The sequence below is a fragment of the Rhizobium sp. SJZ105 genome, assembly GCF_007828365.1.
Lineage (GTDB): Bacteria > Pseudomonadota > Alphaproteobacteria > Rhizobiales > Rhizobiaceae > Agrobacterium > Agrobacterium tumefaciens.
Window position 1 is genome coordinate 199,064 of sequence record NZ_VIUP01000005.1, and the last position, 16,400, is coordinate 215,463.

Below are 16,400 nucleotides of genomic sequence, written 5' to 3' on the forward strand. Positions count from 1 at the left end.
TGAGAAATCATGCTTCGCGCGGATCAAGCGCATCACGCAGGCCATCGCCCAGGAGATTGAAGCCTATGACGACGAGGAAAATTGCAATGCCGGGCCACATCGTCATCCACGGCGCCTGGCTCAGAAAGTTCTTCGCGGTGTTCAGCATGGAACCCCACGACGGCGCCGGTGCCTGCTGGCCAAGGCCGAGGAAGGAAAGGCTCGCTTCCGCAATGATGGCGGTCGCAACCGTCAAGGTCGCCTGCACGATGATGGGAGCAAAGACATTTGGCAGGATGTATCGTGTCATGATGTCGAAGTGGTTGAGGCCAATCGACCTTGCCCCCTCGACATAATCTTCCATCTTGACCGCCAGCACCTGACCACGGGTCAACCGAACGAAAATCGGCATGGCGGAAAGCCCGATGGCGATCATCGCGTTGGTAAGGCTCGGGCCGAGGAAGGCCGCAAGGGCAATTGCCATGATGAGGAACGGCATAGCCAACAGCGCTTCGGTGATGCGCGATATGACCATATCCACCCAGCCACCGAAATAACCGGCGATCAACCCGAAGGGTACGCCGATGACCACCGCGATCATGACGGAGACAACACCCGCCATCAGCGAGGCGCGCGCGCCATAAATCATGCGCGAAAGGATATCACGGCCAAGATCGTCGGTGCCGAGCCAGTGGGCGGCGGACGGCGCCTTGCGGATGGCCGACCAGCTGGTCGCAATAGGGTCAGAAATCGGCAGGATCGGTGCTGCAACGGCAAGTACCGTGAAGAAAAGCACGATAATCAGACCGGCCAGCGCCGATTTGTTGCGCTTCATTTTCTTCCAGGCGCGGCTTTCCTGCCGCGGCACCGGTACGGACAGGTTTTGATCGAGAGCGGTCATGATATCAGGCCTCAGATCGTCGCCTTGAGGCGAGGGTTAAGCAGGACATAGGCAATGTCCGCCAGCAGGTTCATGAGGATGAAGCCGACCGCGGTGCAGAGCACGATGCCCTGGACGACGGCGTAATCGCGGGTGAAGACCGCATCGACGGTCATCTTGCCGAAGCCGGGAATGGTGAATATCTGCTCCGTCAGAACCGCACCGGCCAGCAACTCACCGAAAAGCAGTGCCAACAGCGTGATGACGGGCAGAAGCGCGTTGCGAAAACTGTGCGACAGGATGATTTCGCGCGGCGAAAGCCCCTTGGCGCGGGCAGTGCGGATATAGTCTGAACTCAAAACCGCAACCATTGCCGAACGCGTGTGGCGCATCAACGTTGCCGCAAGCGCATTGCCGAGCACGAAGGCGGGCATGATCATCGTCTCGATGGAGCGAACGGGGTCGACGAATATCGATTCATATCCGGATGCCGGCAGCCAGCCGAGCTTCACTGAAACCAGCAGAATAAGCATGATACCGAGCCAGAAATTCGGGATCGACAGGCCGGAAAGCGCCACGATATTGGCGGTGTAGTCGATCCATGTGTTTTTCTTGACGGCGGCCAGAATGCCGATCGGAATACCGATGACCATCGCAAAGAACATCGCCATCACAGCCAGCTGGATGGTGACCGGCAGCTTCTGGCCGATCAGTTCCAGCACCGGCTGGTTGGTCCTCAGCGAAATACCGAAATCGCCGGTCACCACGCCGCCCAGCCAGTTGATGTACTGAAGCGGTACCGGGTCGTTCAGGCGATACTTCTCCCGCAGGAATTCAATCGTCGCCGGATCACGCTCCTCACCCGCCATGGCGAGAACCGGATCACCCGGCAACAGTTTCTGCAGCGAGAAGACGAAGATGGAGATGATCAAAAGCGTCGGGATCGCGACCAGCAGTCGCTTGCCGATATAGACAGGCATGGCATTGCCCCCGTTCGTGCACGTTCTGGAGGGCCGCACGGCAAGCCGTGCGGCGGATTTGAAGCGCTTAGTCCTTGCTGACGCCGAGAAGGCGGATCATGCCATCAGGCGAAGGCTCCCAGCCCTTGACCTTCTTGGAAATGGCATAGGCATAAGGCTGGTGGCCGAGATAGATGATCGGCATGTCGTCGTTTAGGATGACGCTTGCCGCATCGTATTTCTCCTTGCGGACCGCATCTTCAGTCGAGGCGCGTGCTTCGTTCAGCAGCTTGTCGACTTCAGGATTACAATATTTCACATCGTTGATGCCGCCCTTGCAGGTGACGAACTGGTGAAGATTGCCATCGGGATCGATACGACCAGACCAGTCGGAACGGCTGAGCTGATAGTTGCCGGCGGTCTGTTCGGAAAGAAGCGTCGCAAATTCGGTGGCCTTCAGCGTAACGTTGAAGCCAGCCTCCGCCACCATGGACTGGATCACCTGCATCATCTGCGTCTGCGTGGTGTTGTTGGCGTGCTGAAGTTCGATATCGAGCTTCTCGTAGCCAGCCTCCTTCATCAACTGCTTGGCCTTGTCGATATCGCGTGGCGGCACCGGCAGGTTCTGGTTGAACCATGGGCTTGTCGGCGGGAATGACTGATTGCCGGCCTTGGACGTACCCTCAAACACGATCTGGCCGATCGCTTCGCGGTCAATCGCATAGGAGAAGGCCTGACGCAGGCGCTTGTCCTTGCCGAGCGGATTGTCAGCGCGCGCGCCGTTGTTGATGTTGACATACATGGCCATGTAGCCCGGACCGATCACGTCCGCATAGGTCAATTTGGGGTCATTCTTGACGGATTCCGCATCGGACGCCGAGATACGTTCGGCAATGTCGAGATCGCCAGAGCGGAGGTTTGCAAGCTTCACAGTTGTATCGGGAATTGGCAGGTAGACGATCCTGTCGACCTTGATCTTGTCCTTGTCCCAATAATCCGCGAATTTTTCGAGGACGATACGGTCCTGCTGGATGCGCTCGACGAATTTGAACGGTCCGGCGCAAACCGGCTTGGAGCCGAAATTCGCGCCCAGTTCCTTGGCGGCCTTCGGCGCGACGATCATGCCGGCGCGATCTGAAAGCTGGGCAAGCAGCGTGACATCGGGCGTCTTCAGCGTGAACTTGACTTCCAGCGGCCCGGTGGCCTCAACCTTTTCAACCGAGGACAACTCACTCTTGCGGCGGGATTCCGGAAGGGTCATGTTGCGCTCGATGGTGGCGACGACGGCGGCCGCATCCAGCGTCTCGCCGTCGTGGAACTTCACGCCGTCGCGAATTTTCATCGTCAGCACCTTGCCACCCTCGGACCAGGCCCATTCGGTGGCAAGCTGGGGAACGATCTTCATGTCCTGCGAGATATCCACCAGCTTGTCGCACATGGAGGTGTAGACGATACGGCCGACGAAGGTGCGCGATTGCGCGGGATCAAGCACGTCCGCGTCATCGTTAAGGCCGATGCGCAATTCGGAGGCCATGGCTGGTGCGGTCAGAAACGCGCTTGCCAACAGCGCCGCAGTCAGTGTGTAGATTTTCTTCATGTTCGATCCTCTGGTCTGGTTTTCTTTGACTTTTGTCATTGGCCGGCCCCGAAGGACCGGCGGGTTTTCGTCCGCGGCCTATGAGGCCGGGGTAAGCGGATTGTCGGCTTCGTTGATGCTCTTCGCCGCACGGTCTTCCGCAGCGCTCTCCTCCTGAAACCCGAGCGAAGTGGCGCGGATCAATCGTTCCTGATGCATGAGAAGGTGCTGGCGCATCGCCTCTCCGGCACGCGCCGGATCGCGATCGGCAATGGCATCGACGATGGCGACATGCTGTTCGAAAGACGCCTTGCCATTCGTGCCACTGCGCCGGGCAAGTTCGCGTATCGACTGCCAGGCATCGTCCTGGCGAATACGGTTCACGACATCGAAGATCGACAGGAACAGTTTGTTGCCAGCACTCTGGGCTATCTGGCGGTGGAGCGAGCCGTCCCACAATTCCTTGGCATCGGCATCCGTGCTTTCGCCGGTCTTCTTGACGAGCGCGCGCATGCGGTCCACCTCGGCGGGCTTGGCGCGCATCGCTGCAAGCTGCGCCAGTTGCGGTTCGATGCGCAGGCGGACTTCCATGATTTCCATGATATCGGTGCCGGCGACCATTTCGCTCACCTGGGTGGACCAATCGTCCGGCTTTTCACCCACAAAGGTTCCGGCCCCCTGGCGACGCCAGATAAGACCCTCGGCCTCCAAAACCTCCAGAGCACGGCGGATTGACCGGCGGCCGACATTGAAGGTCTCGGCAAATGCCCGCTCCGTCGGTAGACGGCCGTCATTCGCGAGATTCTTTGTCTGAATGTACTCGCGCAGCTTCGCCAGAGCGTAGTTTGAATTGTCGTTAGGGTTTGTCGCCAAGCCGCACCATTTGTGTGAACCAATCGAACATTGGTTCATTTGGTGAGAAATTTCGGCAGACGTCAAGCCCATTTTTGAGCCTTGATTACAAGCGCTCAAAATATGGGCATACGCCGATTTTCAGGGTCGGAAATGCATGCTTTCAAGGCAAGGATGACAATGCAGGCGAGCAAATGAATTACGACCGAAATGCCACCCTTGTCCTGTACGCGTTTACGCCAGCATTGACATCATTCGGAGCTTTTGAGTCCGTTCAAAATCTCGTAAGCCACGGCAACACGATCCTCATTGGGATAGTTTTTATTGGCCAGAATGACGATACCGAGTTTTTGCTCCGGTATGAACGCCACATAGGCGCCGAAACCGTTGGTGGAGCCGGTCTTGTTGATGAAGACATCGTCACGCGGCTTTATCGGCGGGGAAATTTCAGATACCGGCACCGTCTTGAGCAAGGCGCCGGAGTTCGTTTCGATCAGTGTTTTCAGCGCGGCTGGGTAGGCATATTGCTCCCAGATCATATCCTGCGTCATCGCGCCAACGCTGAAATATCCCGTATGAGTGTTGGCGATCGCCTGCTGGAGTTTTCCGTCCAGCTTTTCCAGCCCCATATTCGCATTAACGAAACGGATCATGTCGGTCGCCGTCGATCTGACCCCGTAAGCCTCCGATGAGAGAATGGCTGGCGTCATGCGGGCCGGTTCGCCGGTTCTCTTATAACCCTGCGCATAATCGGCCATCTTTGCCTTGGGCACCACGGTGAAGGTGTTCTTCAAACCAAGCGCCGGAAACAGTACGTCCTGCATAGCGCTGTCATAGCTTTGGCCCATGGCCTTTGCGGTGACGTATCCGAGCATCCCGATGCTGGGATTGGCGTAGGTTCTGTGCGTTCCCGCCTTGTATGCGGGCTTCCAGGCCTTGAGATAGGCCAAAAGCTGCGGCTCCGTCTTGACATTGTCCGGCACCTGCAACGGAAAGCCGCCGGCGGTGTGGGTGCCAAGATGCATCAGCGTGACATCGCCAAACGGCTTGCCCTTCATGGAGGGAAGATAGTCTTCGACCTTGCCTGATAGTGACAGTTTGCCCTGCGTCTCCGCATAGGTACTGAGCGTGACCGTGAATGTCTTGCTGATGGAACCCAGCTCGAAAAGCGTCTGCGGGGTAACCGGCTGGCCCGTACTTTTGGACATGACACCGTAGGTGAAGACGTGATTTTCGCCATCAACACTGATGCCAACGGCCAGACCCGGAATACCGTTCTTCTCCATCACCGGCTTGATGGCTGCATCCGTTATCGCTTTCAGCCTGGCATCATCAGCGGCAAAAGCCTGCGCGAACAGACTCGTCGAGATCAACGTGGCCAATGCAATATGTCTGCGATTAAGTTTCATCTTTCGCGTTCTCCAAAACCTCAAGTGGATTTTCGGCGCCTGCGCCGTCCCCAGCGAAAGACGTTTAACCGCCCTACATTGCACGAACAAATCATGATATCTCGGACGAGGCATAACAAAATCTAGGTCTTGAATGGTTCGGCAATTTCTTCCACTGAACGGCTTGAGGGCATTTGAGGCATCAGCGCGGCACCTCAGTTTCACCCGCGCGGCCATAGAACTCTGCGTGACGCAGGCGGCTGTGAGCCAACAGGTGAAGGGCCTCGAAAAACGACTGGGGGTTTCCCTTTTTCAACGGCTTCCAAGAGGCCTGAAAATCACCGCGGAAGGCGAAGCCCTGCTACCGACGGTCACCAGCTCTTTCGACCAGATGGCGATCACGCTCGACAGGATCGAAGCCGGTCAGGTGCGCGAACTGCTGTTTCTGGGCGTCGTGGGAACCTTTGCCGTGGGCTGGCTGCTGCCGCGGCTGAGGGAATTTCAAAAGCGGCACCCGTTCATCGACGTGCGCGTTTCCACCAACAACAACCGCGTGGACATGGCCGCCGAAGGCCTCGATTTCGCCATTCGATTCGGCCAGGGCTCCTGGCATGGCACGGATGCATTCCGGCTTTTCGAGGCGCCCCTTTCGCCTCTCTGTACGTCGAAACTGGCGGAGACACTGAAATCCCCCGCTGATCTCGCGGACGCCACGCTATTGCGCAGCTACAGGTCTGACGAATGGGCCACGTGGTTTGCAGCGGCTGGCGTAACACCGGTGGCGCAGGTGAATGCCGGCATCGTTTTCGATACCTCGCTCGGCATGATGGAGGCCGCATTGCAAGGGCTCGGCGTGGCGCTCGCCCCGCCATCGATGTTCTCGCGGCATCTGGCATCCGGGGCTATCGTCCAGCCCTTCCCCCTCACCATATCGCTTGGCAGCTACTGGCTGACGAGGCTGCAATCAAAGCCGCCGACACCAGCCATGCAGGCCTTCTCGGACTGGATGTTTACCAATATCGGTCCTGCGCAAGACGGCCTATGACAGGGCGAGCAGAACGCCACCAATCGCGCAGATGACCACCACGATCCATGGCGGCGTCTTCCACACCGTCAACAGGATGAAACCCGTCAGCGCAAGTGCAAAATCCTTCGGCATGAAGATGGCGCTTGTCCACACCGGATCATAAAGCGCGGCCCCGAGAATGCCAACGACGGCGGCATTTGCGCCGCGCATGGCAGCTTGCGCCAGAAGGTGCTTGCGAAAGCCCTCCCAGAAGGGCAGCGCACCGACGAGCAGTAGCATGCCCGGCAGAAAGATCGCGACAAGCGCAATGGCTGCTCCCGCAATACCGTTCGGCTGCGGCCCCACCACAGCGCCGAGGTAGGCCGCGAAGGTGAACAGCGGGCCGGGAACGGCCTGGGTTGCACCGTAACCGGCGATAAACGCATCTTCCGTCACCCAGCCCGTGGAAACCACTGCCGATTGGAGCAACGGCAGCACCACATGGCCGCCACCAAAGACAAGGGCGCCGGCACGATAGAACGCATCGAACAATGAGAGGCCTTGCGAGCCGGCCATCGCCGCGAAGACCGGCAGGAAGGCCAGCAGGAGCGCGAAAGTGGCAAGCGCAATGTATCCGACACTTTTCGGCACCCGGAATGCGAGATGGGAAGCCTGACGCGCGGCCTCGCTGCGACAGAAGACAAGCCCCGCAATGGCGCCCATGGCAAGCGCCAGAATCTGGCCAAATGCCCCCGCGACAAACACGACGCAGATGATGCCGACGAGCGCGATGCTGGCACGCTGTCTATCTGGGGCGAGGCTCTTTGCCATGCCCCAGACAGCCTGCGCCACCACGGCGACCGCAACGATCTTGAGGCCATGCAACAGGCCGGTACCGACCGGCCCTTCTATCGACGCGGCGACCATGGCGAAGAGAAGCAGGAGGATAGCGGATGGCAGGGTGAAGGCCGTCCAGGCCGCCAGCGCACCGAGCGGCCCTGCCCGTAGCAACCCAAGGGCAAAACCGACCTGGCTGGAGGCCGGCCCCGGCAAGAACTGGCAGAGCGCCACGAGATCGGCATAACCCGCCTCGTCGATCCATTTGCGCCGCACGACCAGCTCATCGCGAAAATAACCGAGATGGGCGATGGGACCGCCGAAGGAGGTGACCCCGAGCTTCAGGAACGCCGTAAAAACTTCGCCGGGCGTGCCGCTTCGAGGGGTGGCCGCTTCAGTGCGGATGGTTTGCGTTGACGACTTCACGAAAAAGCTCCCTGAGCGTGCAACGGCTGTTCGTCTACACAATGTCCGTATCAAAAACGATATCGATATCAGACACTATTATGACAGGGATATGAAGAGGCTGGAGCGCGTCCTCGATGAACGGGATCGTTCGACGCGCGCCATATCTCCGTTTTACGCCTTTTCGAGCCTCAGACGATCAGTCCTTTCATGGGCCGGATGGCCTCCGAACCGGGAAAGACAGCCTTGTCGAGCATGGCAGCGCTTGCGCCGAGATGATCGACCGCGAGGCCCTTGATGATCGCGCGAATATCCGTCGTGGGCGCAAGGTCCCGCCCATCCCGCAACTGCGCGAGCTTGAGGCCGGGCCAATCGGCGATGACACGCCCGCCACGGATGCTGCCGCCGGCGAGAAAGGCCGTTGTTGCCGTTCCGTGGTCAGTTCCTTCCGTACCGTTGATACGGGCGGTACGGCCAAATTCCGTCGCGACCAATATGGCCGTATCCCTCCAGACCGGCCCCAGCTCCTGCTCGAAGGCGGCAAGCGCATTGTCCAGCCCGCTCAACAATTTTGAAAGACGGTCGACCTCATGGGCATGGGTGTCCCAACCCTCGAAGGCCAGCGCCGCAACGCGCGGCCCTTCCGGGTGCGCAATCAGCCGTGCTGCACCGCGCGCCATCTGCTCCATGCCAACGGGATCACCCGGACCACCACGCGCCTTGATATCGACGCCGGAGGCGATCCTGCCGGTTTCGATACCCTCGGCGAGCAGTGCCGCTAGCATCGGGTCCGTCTGGCCGTAGAGATCAGCAAGGCGCGGGGCGAGATCGCCATCGGCGGGCTTGAGAACGGATGGCGCCCATCCCAATATCGGCGCCTTGCCGCGAATGACAAGCGGGGCGCTGGCGCCAATGGCAAGGCCGCTCACCCGCTGCCCGGCCGCAGCTGGATTGATGGTTTCACCCGCCGGCAGCTGTTCGAGCAGACGGTTCAGCCAACCCGTCTCGACATGGCCGGGGGTCGGAAAACCAGATTCCAGCACATCCTGGCCATCAAAATGCGAACGGTCACGATAACCGGTTGCGCTGGCGTGGACCACCGCTGCCTCGCCCTTCCGGTACAGCCGCTGGAAATTGCGAAGGGATGGATGGAGCGCAAAGAAACCATCCAGCGCGAGGGCTGGATTGTCGCCTTCAGTGCGCATGGCGATCTGTTGCCTTAGCGCCTCATAGTCGGGGTCGCCGACGGGCGGCACGGCGGTCAGCCCGTCGAGCGCGCCGCGCAGGATGATGGTGACGAAACGTGGGTCGCGCCCGCCGGCAGCAAAAGCAAAACGCGGCATGAAGGCCCAGGCAAAAAGCGCGCCGCCTGTGCCAAGAAGAGCGCGGCGGGTTGGGGAAAGATGTTCACACAGCATGGTCAACGCCTCTGGAATTCGGGGGAAAGGAAAGCAATCGTCAGTCCCTGCGGTTTGCTCTCAGCCCGCTGCACGGCCTTTTTCGTCTCCTCGGACAAAAGTGGCCCCAGCCGGTCTGCGACAAAGTCGCGCGGATCGATTGAACCCGCAACCTGATGGGCGAACAGACTGGCGGCATCGATACGCGTCGCCAGGCCCTCGGAAGAACCCCAGCTATCGGTGACATCGGCAAAACCGTTCGGGCCGGAGGGGTTCCACAGCGGCTGACCCAATGCGCTGAGCACGGAAATTACCTGCTCGGGTTTTGGCACTATTCCACTCGCCCTGATGACAGTCGTCACGAAATCTAACGGTGGTCTGAGCTTGGTCAGTGCCGGGCTCCACGACTGTTCAGCCTCGACAAGCGCCATATAGGTGGCGGAAAGATCGCCGTGGCTCTTGGTGTAGGCGGCAGCAAGTTTCGCCACCAGTTCCGGTGGTGGATGGTCGCTAACGAAATGCCGTACCAGCTTGTAAGCGAGATGGCTGGCCGTCGCCGGATGATGCGCGAGATCTCGCAGCGCCCGCCGCCCCTGCTCTACCCCCGCTTCACCATAGGTGATGCCCATCACGGCATGGTCGCCGGGTTCATGATTGTTGGCGTTGAAGGAAAATCGGCCAAGCGGGCCCGGACGCTTCTCGTCGCGATAGACGCTCCAGCCGGTGATGATGCGGGCAAGTGCTGTAACATCAGCCTGACTATAGCCGCCATCCACCCCGAGCGTATGCAGTTCCATGATTTCGCGCGCGAGGTTTTCGTTGAGCCCGCGCTTGCCGTTCCTGTTGGCCTGCGAATTCGGTCCGACCGATTGCTGATTGTCGAGAAAATACAGCATGGCGGGATGGGTCTCGACTGCGAGCAGCATATCCTCGAAATTGCCGAAGACATGCGGACGGATCGCCTCACGCTCGAAAGCGCCGGCGAGAATGTGCACATCACCGCCCTTGCCGGTGGCAACCGCGAAGTGGTTGGCCCAGAACATTGCCAACCGCTCGCCAAAACCGATCAGCGGCTGACGTATCGTGCCATTGAAGCGGGCTTCCGCCTCCGCAAGCAGTATCTGCTGGGGAAAATAGGCGCGCTTGGTGGCCGGCGCGTCGGGCTTCTTGTCCTGTGGAGCACTGGCAGGCGGCACCATGCCCGCATTGTCCATAGCGTTTGCGGCAGTTGCCATTGCCGGCGATGGTGGGCTCATAGCCCCTGCGGTCGCACCCGCGGCGCCGGTGGTGGCCGAAACGGCAAGGACAGCGGTTTTTTCACGCTCGGCCTTGATCTCCTTGTTATACGCCATCAGCGATATCAGAAGATCGGCGCTGGAATGAAGCTGTGCGCCGACAGGAATTGGTGTGGCGCGTTCGGTAATTTCCAGCCGCAACAGATCGCGCGGGTCGTCTTTGATCGCCTGGATATCGCCTTCACGCGCGCCGAGGCCGAAACGCCACAGACAGAGTGCTGCATCCAATTCCCTGGAATTTGACATGGCCGATACGAACTCCGTTTCGTTATCGACCATTCAACGGGCGCCAGGGCCAAAATCCGTCGCTGTTGAAATGTGATTATTTCGTGGCCGGTTTCGGCGCCTCACGGGCGAGCAAGCCTTCCGCCAGCCGGCGCCGCGCCTCTAGCGACAATGTGCGGGCGAACTCCACGGCCTGCATCTCGGTTGCGGCGCGCACCTCATATTCCGCCTTGCGGGCACGCTCAAGCGCTGCGGACAATGCCTCCGGGTCAAGCGTTTCTGCCCCCATCAGGGACGTCGCCTCGATACGCGCCTGGCGCGCCTCGGCGGAGGTTTCTCGCATGGTCCTGCGTGCATCGCTGAGGCTGCGCCGGAAGGCCTCCCTTTCGGTCTTTGGCAATTGTTCGCCCGCAAGCGGCATGCGGGCAGCGGCAGCGGCCGGGTCGTTCCGCAGATAAACGAACCCTGCGCCGGCAAGCGCGCAGACAAGAAATGTATTCGCGACGAGAAGGACAACGACTATCCAGCGGAAATTCTGATCGCTCATTTCGTCTCCTCGGTCGTTTCGTTTTCGGTTTGCAGGTTTCCGAAGGCGGTCAACGTATCGCCCAATGTCAGGGCGGGCGGTGGCGTGAGGTTGATGACGGCAACCGCTCCCGTCAGCGCACCCGCAAGGCTGATGCCGATCATGCCCGCACCAAGCCCGTACCGGACGATCCATCTGCGTCTGGTGGTCTGCGCCTTTGCCTGCGCCATGATCTTCGCGTTGAGCATGGCCGAAGGGTCGCGAAGACGATATGCCGACAGCGTAAAATCGAGAGGTGCCGCCTGCGCAATCAGGCGCCTGCCGTCTGCCGTCTCCGCATAAGCCATGGCCTCCGGCCGCCGGTCTTCCGGCCAGCGTTGTGGATCGGCACCATAGGCCGCCACAAGATCGGAAAAAACCTTGTTATCCATGAGCGTCTTCTTCGCCCCGTTCATTGGTCGCCCTCATTCAAAATCGCATGGAGTGCCCGGCGGCCACGCGCCAGAAGGCTTTCCAGTGCGTCCACACTGACATGCATGACATCAGCCGCCTCGCGGTTCGACATCTCCTGATAATAGACCAGAACGATCGCCTCCCTTTGTCGCGCGGGTATGGCCTGCAAGGCGCGCGCCACGGCACCGCTCTCGTCACCATCATATGGCAGGGCGGCATCGGGCAGCACACTGCCGTCAATCTGTTCGGGCGGCTCAGCAACCGATATTTCCCAGCGCTTTCGCAACCGGTCGTAACAGAGGTTCAGCGCCACCCGGTGGATCCATGTGTCGAATTTCGCACGCCCCTGCCGCCACGTGCCTGCATGTTTCCATATGCGCAGGAAGGTCTCCTGCGCGATGTCTTCCGCCTCTGCCGGATCACCCAGCATACGCGTGGCAAGCGCCATGATCCTCGGCAGTTTGGCCGTCACCAGAGCCTGCATCGCGCGGACATCTCCCGCAGCGACATCCGCCACCAAATCTGCATCCGGATCGCTTACCATGTATCGGGCTTTGTCTCCGTACTGTCCTGTCGGACACGGGCGAAATCCATGCGGAATGACGGCGGCTTCAGTGAGGATGTCCCGCACCTTGCCACTTTAACGCAGACCCGCGCAAAATCCGTCGCCGATTTCTGGGAAATATTCGCCTGCATTTTACGGCAGACCGCGTCACCGCCCGAACACATTGGAACGGCTGTTTCAACCGTCCACAGATACCCCGGCAAGCCTGTCCGGCCCGAACACTTCAAGCAATCCGCGATAGGGCTTGGCGAGTGGCGTGGCATAGGCGCCGCGCTTGGCGGTCGAAAGCCCCATCGATACCAGCGATTCTGCCTGTTTCACCGCCGCAGCGACTCCATCGATAACAGGCACGCCGAATTCGCTGCGCAGCTCGGCGGTCAGATCCGCCATACCTGCGCAGCCAAGCACGATCGCTTCGGCGCGATCTTGACGCAGGGCCAGTGAAATCTCTTCCCGCAGCCTCTCCCTGGCATTTGATGCCGGATCTTCCAGCGACAGGACGGGAATATCGGCGGCACGCACATTGCAGCGGGCAGACATGCCATAACGGTGAACGAGATGTTCGAGCGGCAGCCGCGAACGCTCCATCGTCGTAACGATCGTAAACCTCTGCGCGATGAATGCCGTGGCTGAAACCGCCGCTTCGCAAATCCCAATTACGGGTATGTCGGCGAGCGCGCGGGCCGCATCGAGCCCGGTGTCGTCGAAACAGGCGATGACGGCTGCCCTGGCACCAAGCGTCGGCGCCTTGGCAAGCTCGAGCAGCAGGCCGGGTACCGCGAAAACCTCATCGTAATATCCTTCGATGGAGACAGGCCCCATGGAAGAGGTCACTGCCAGGATTTCCGTATCGCAACTGGCCGCCCGCGTCGCCGCGTCGGCGATCGTCGCCGTCATGGATTGCGTCGTATTCGGATTAATGACGAGGATGCGCATGTTCTGTTTTTTCATCAACGCGAATGGCGACGGTTCAGAGTGACGATCAGGCCAAGCGTGCCCGCAATAACCAGGAAGGAGAAAAGGGTCGTGACGGCTCCGAGCGCGTAAAGCACCGGCGTGGTGACGTTGGTGGTCATGCCGTAGATTTCCAGTGGCAGGGTGTTGTAGGTGCCTGACGTCATCAGCGTGCGGGCAAATTCGTCATAGGAAAGCGTGAAGCCGAACAGGCCGACGCCTATCAGGCTCGGCGCAATCATCGGCAGCACCACATGGGCAAAGGTCTGCCAGGCGGATGCCCCGAGATCGCGGGCGGCTTCTTCATAGGATGGAGAAAAGCGGTTGAAAACCGCCAGCATGATGAGCACGCCGAATGGCAGCGTCCAGGTTAGGTGCGCGCCAAATGCTGATGTATACCATGAAGGTTCCAGCCCAAGCTGTTGGAAAAGAACGCCAATGCCGAGTGATATGATGATCGATGGTACCACGAGGCTTGCGACGGAAAGATAGAATAGCGGCGTCGCGCCGATGAATTTGCGCCGGAAAGCAAGACCCGCCAGAAGCGAGACGAGCACCGTGACGACCATGACCATGACGCCAAGCCCGAAGGAACGGCGGAACGAGCCGCCGAAATCGCCGACCGCCTGCTGTTCGAAAAGATTGCCGAACCAGTGCAGCGAAACGCCGTTGAGTGGAAAGGTCAGTCCGCCATTCGGCCCCTGAAAGGCAAGGATGAGGATCGCCGACAGCGGGCCGTAGAGGAACAGCACGAAGAGCAGAAAAAAGAAGGCGAGGACATAGAATTCACGGCCGCGTTTTTCCGAATGCATGGGTCACAACTCCTTGCGGATATCGACGATGCGCAGGATGCCCGCGACCATCAGAAGAACGAGGATGAGCAGGATAACGGCATTTGCGGCGGCCGCGGGATATTGCAGCAGCGACATCTGGTTCTTCATCATCAGCGCCACCGATGCGCTCTGCCCGCCGGACATCACCTGAACCGTGGAGAAATCGGCCATGACAAGCGTCACGACAAAGATGCTGCCGATCGCCATGCCGGGTTTGGCAAGCGGAATGATAACGTTCCATAGGGTCTGCCAGCCAGTCGCCCCGGCATCACGCGCCGCTTCGATCAGCGATTTGTCGATGCGCATCAGCGTGTTGAAGATGGGTGTGACCATGAACAGCGTATAAAGATGCACCATGGCCAGCACCACGGCGAAATCCGAATAGAGCAGCCATTCGATTGGCGCAGGTACGATGCCGGCGCTGACCAGCGCGCTGTTGACCAGTCCGTTTCGCCCGAGAACGGGAATCCAGGAAATCATGCGGATGATGTTCGACGTCAGGAATGGCACGGTGCAGACGAGGAACAGAACCATCTGCATCGTGGTGGTGCGGATATGAAAAGCGAGAAAATAGGCGACCCAGAAACCGCAGAACAGCGTGATCGCCCAGACGATGGCGGCGAATTTCAGCGTGTTGATATAGGTTTGCCACGTGACCCAGGAACCGAGCGTCTCGGTATAGTTGAAGGTCACGAAACCCGGATACATCTGGGCAAAATCATAATCCCAGAAACTGACGACGGCGATCATGACGATCGGTAAAAGCAGAAAAAAGCCGAGGATCAGGAAAAGCGGTGTGGCCTGAATATAGGACACAAGCTTCTGCGGCAGGGCGAAGCTTCGGGACGGCTTGTCCTTTTTTTCGCTCACGCCGATGAATCTGACTGTCACCAAGGCTTTTCTCCTGCTGGCTGCCTGTGAAAGAGAGGCCGCGTCGGCGCGGCCTCATGTCTGTGAAAGGCGAGAAGATCAGGCCGCGATGAACTCGTTCCAGCGACGAACCATGTAGCGGTCCTCGTCCATGACGGAGTTCCAGCAGGCGACCTTGCCCATGCGCTCCTGGAACGAACCGCCGTCGCGCACTGCACCGGCCTTTTCCATGACCTTGCCATCAGGCGCGATGATATCGCCCTGCGCGGGCTTGCCTTCGACCCAGTAACCCCACTCGTCGGCCGACATATGTTCCTTGGCCGTATCCATGGCGGCGGAGTAATAGCCCTGACGATTGAGGTAGGCGCCGACCCAGCCGGAGGTGTACCAGTTGATATACTCATAAGCCGCATCCAGCTTGGCACCGGAGAGGTGCTTGGCAAGGCCAAGGCCGCCGCCCCATGAGCGATAGCCTTCCTTGAGCGGCTGGTATTTGCAGGCGATGCCCTTGGAGCGAACGGCGGCGACGGCGGGCGACCACATGGACTGGATCACGACTTCACCCGACGCCATGAGGTTGACGCTTTCATCGAAGCTCTTCCAGAAGGCACGGAACTGGCCGTCCTTCTTGGCCTTGATGAGGAAGTCGATGGTCTTGTCGATCTCCTCCTTCGTCATGTTGCCCTTGTCGGCATATTTGATGTTGCCCATGGCTTCCATGATCATCGCCGCATCCATGATGCCGATGGAGGGGATGTTGAGGATAGAGGCCTTGCCCTTGAACTTGGGGTCCATGATATCGGCCCAGCTGGTGATATCGCGGCCGACGAGATCGGGGCGAATGCCGAGCGTATCGGCATTGTAAATCGTCGGAACCATGGTGAAATAATCGGTTTCGCTTTTCGCAAACTTCTTGTCGCCGGGCTTTTCGACGAAACCGACCGTGTGCGGGGCGGTACCCTGGGCCACGACGCTATCGGGCGTCAGCTTGCCGTTTTTAAACAGCGGAACGATCTTGTCGTAATATTTCAGCTTCTTGATTTCCATCGGCTGAATGACACCCGCCGGGTAGACCTTCTTCAGGATCCAGTATTCGATATCGGCGATATCGTAGGAGTTCGGCTGGGTCACGGCGCGCTGCGCGGCCGCATCCGAATCCGTCGCCGTCATCTCCAGTGTGATACCGAGATCAGCCTTGCACTTTTCGGCAATCGCATTGAGGTTCGAAACACCCGTGCCGAACTGGCGGATCGTGATCGGGTTCTGCGCCCATATGGTCGGGAAACCGGTGACAAGGCCGGAGCCGATGGCCGCGCCTGTTGCGGCGGCACCTGCCTTTAGAAGGCCACGGCGGGACAGGCCCTTGTTGCTGTTGGAGTTGTCGGTCATTTCAAAGTTCT

Annotated in this window: 16 protein-coding genes; 1 reads left to right on the forward strand and 15 read right to left on the reverse strand. The window is 59.5% G+C overall.

The genetic code is table 11. The features are described from left to right. Positions 1-7 precede the first annotated feature (7 nt). From FB593_RS17465 to ampC, 5 genes are all read right to left on the reverse strand, one after another. The gene (locus tag FB593_RS17465) at positions 8-880 is read right to left on the reverse strand and encodes an ABC transporter permease (RefSeq protein ID WP_162648903.1); all 873 of its coding nucleotides are present in this window, start codon (positions 878-880) and stop codon (positions 8-10) included. 11 nt (positions 881-891) lie between these two features. Beyond that, entirely contained in the window at positions 892-1,839 is a 948-nt protein-coding gene (locus tag FB593_RS17470) for an ABC transporter permease (RefSeq protein WP_003517753.1), read from the reverse strand. Positions 1,840-1,906: 67 nt separating this feature from the next. Further along, the gene (locus FB593_RS17475; RefSeq protein ID WP_003517755.1) at positions 1,907-3,415 is read right to left on the reverse strand and encodes an ABC transporter substrate-binding protein; all 1,509 of its coding nucleotides are present in this window, start codon (positions 3,413-3,415) and stop codon (positions 1,907-1,909) included. Between the two features lie 78 nt (positions 3,416-3,493). Further along, positions 3,494-4,306 carry a FadR/GntR family transcriptional regulator gene (locus FB593_RS17480; protein WP_112156329.1) on the reverse strand — a complete coding sequence of 271 codons (813 nt, stop codon included), beginning with the start codon at positions 4,304-4,306 and terminating at the stop codon, positions 3,494-3,496. Positions 4,307-4,497: 191 nt separating this feature from the next. Beyond that, the gene (gene ampC / locus FB593_RS17485) at positions 4,498-5,655 is read right to left on the reverse strand and encodes a class C beta-lactamase (RefSeq protein ID WP_112156718.1); all 1,158 of its coding nucleotides are present in this window, start codon (positions 5,653-5,655) and stop codon (positions 4,498-4,500) included. A gap of 133 nt (positions 5,656-5,788) precedes the next feature. Here ampC and FB593_RS17490 point away from each other — a divergent pair, with 133 nt between their 5' ends. Beyond that, positions 5,789-6,679 (forward strand): LysR substrate-binding domain-containing protein, encoded by an 891-nt coding sequence (locus FB593_RS17490; RefSeq protein ID WP_145166807.1) that lies wholly within the window; start codon positions 5,789-5,791, stop codon positions 6,677-6,679. On the opposite strand, the gene chrA is transcribed toward FB593_RS17490, so the two are convergent. From chrA to FB593_RS17540, 10 genes are all read right to left on the reverse strand, one after another. Further along, positions 6,674-7,903 (reverse strand): chromate efflux transporter, encoded by a 1,230-nt coding sequence (gene chrA / locus FB593_RS17495; protein ID WP_112156715.1) that lies wholly within the window; start codon positions 7,901-7,903, stop codon positions 6,674-6,676. The genes FB593_RS17490 and chrA overlap by 6 nt on opposite strands. A gap of 170 nt (positions 7,904-8,073) precedes the next feature. Then, positions 8,074-9,300: a DUF1501 domain-containing protein gene (locus tag FB593_RS17500; RefSeq protein WP_112156714.1), complete on the reverse strand. Its 1,227-nt coding sequence runs from the start codon at positions 9,298-9,300 to the stop codon at positions 8,074-8,076. Positions 9,301-9,302: 2 nt separating this feature from the next. Then, the gene (locus FB593_RS17505) at positions 9,303-10,853 is read right to left on the reverse strand and encodes a DUF1800 domain-containing protein (protein WP_145166808.1); all 1,551 of its coding nucleotides are present in this window, start codon (positions 10,851-10,853) and stop codon (positions 9,303-9,305) included. A 43-nt stretch (positions 10,854-10,896) separates the two neighbouring features. Continuing rightward, positions 10,897-11,346, reverse strand: a complete 450-nt coding sequence (locus FB593_RS17510) for a periplasmic heavy metal sensor (RefSeq protein WP_112156710.1) — start codon at positions 11,344-11,346, stop codon at positions 10,897-10,899. Continuing rightward, positions 11,343-11,756 (reverse strand): hypothetical protein, encoded by a 414-nt coding sequence (locus FB593_RS17515; protein WP_321186289.1) that lies wholly within the window; start codon positions 11,754-11,756, stop codon positions 11,343-11,345. The genes FB593_RS17510 and FB593_RS17515 overlap by 4 nt, the downstream gene beginning before the upstream one ends. 20 nt (positions 11,757-11,776) lie before the next feature. After that, positions 11,777-12,322: an RNA polymerase sigma factor gene (locus FB593_RS17520; protein WP_003517775.1), complete on the reverse strand. Its 546-nt coding sequence runs from the start codon at positions 12,320-12,322 to the stop codon at positions 11,777-11,779. 198 nt (positions 12,323-12,520) lie between these two features. Further along, positions 12,521-13,279 carry an aspartate/glutamate racemase family protein gene (locus FB593_RS17525; protein ID WP_003517780.1) on the reverse strand — a complete coding sequence of 253 codons (759 nt, stop codon included), beginning with the start codon at positions 13,277-13,279 and terminating at the stop codon, positions 12,521-12,523. A 14-nt stretch (positions 13,280-13,293) separates the two neighbouring features. After that, positions 13,294-14,109 carry an ABC transporter permease gene (locus tag FB593_RS17530; protein WP_097170353.1) on the reverse strand — a complete coding sequence of 272 codons (816 nt, stop codon included), beginning with the start codon at positions 14,107-14,109 and terminating at the stop codon, positions 13,294-13,296. 3 nt (positions 14,110-14,112) lie between these two features. After that, entirely contained in the window at positions 14,113-15,024 is a 912-nt protein-coding gene (locus FB593_RS17535) for an ABC transporter permease (RefSeq protein WP_019566429.1), read from the reverse strand. 75 nt (positions 15,025-15,099) lie between these two features. Then, on the reverse strand, positions 15,100-16,389 hold the full coding sequence (locus FB593_RS17540) for an ABC transporter substrate-binding protein (protein ID WP_003517786.1): 1,290 nt from the start codon (positions 16,387-16,389) through the stop codon (positions 15,100-15,102). Between the last annotated feature and the right edge of the window lie 11 nt (positions 16,390-16,400).